This window comes from Pseudomonas sp. 58 R 3 (genome assembly GCF_900006605.1).
Classification (GTDB): Bacteria; Pseudomonadota; Gammaproteobacteria; order Pseudomonadales; family Pseudomonadaceae; genus Aquipseudomonas; species Aquipseudomonas salomonii.
This window is the reverse complement of the sequence record NZ_CVTT01000076.1, coordinates 644-1045: the sequence shown is the minus strand read 5'-3', so window position 1 is coordinate 1045 and position 402 is coordinate 644. Positions and strand designations below refer to the sequence as shown.

1 protein-coding gene is annotated in these 402 nt (G+C 52.5%); it reads left to right on the top strand.

Translation table 11 applies throughout. The features are described 5' to 3' along the window. A partial coding sequence (locus BFP92_RS32200) for an immunoglobulin-like domain-containing protein (RefSeq protein ID WP_239694324.1) occupies positions 1–402 on the top strand: 402 nt, incomplete at both ends.

Sequence of the window (402 nt, the reverse complement as noted above, 5' to 3'; positions counted from 1 at the left end):
TTACCGTGACGCTTTCGAACGGTCAGACGATCACTATTAAAGCCGGTGAGACCACAGGCTCGACTGTGTTCAACACTCCAGCCAACGACGTCTATAACAACGGTTCGACTGTCAGCACCACCATCGCAAAGACCGAAGGCGGTAACTTTGAGAACCTGGTCACTGACCCGAAAGCGGCCGTCACTTCGATTACCGACTCGATCGACAACACCACGGTTTCTCTGAGTGCTGATAAAGCCTCGGTAGTTGAAGGCGGCGACATCACTTACACCGCTACCTTGACCAACAAAGCGCAAACCGACGTTACCGTTACGCTTTCGAACGGTCAGACGATCACTATTAAAGCCGGTGAGACCACAGGCTCGACTGTGTTCAACACCCCAGCCAACGACGTCTATAACA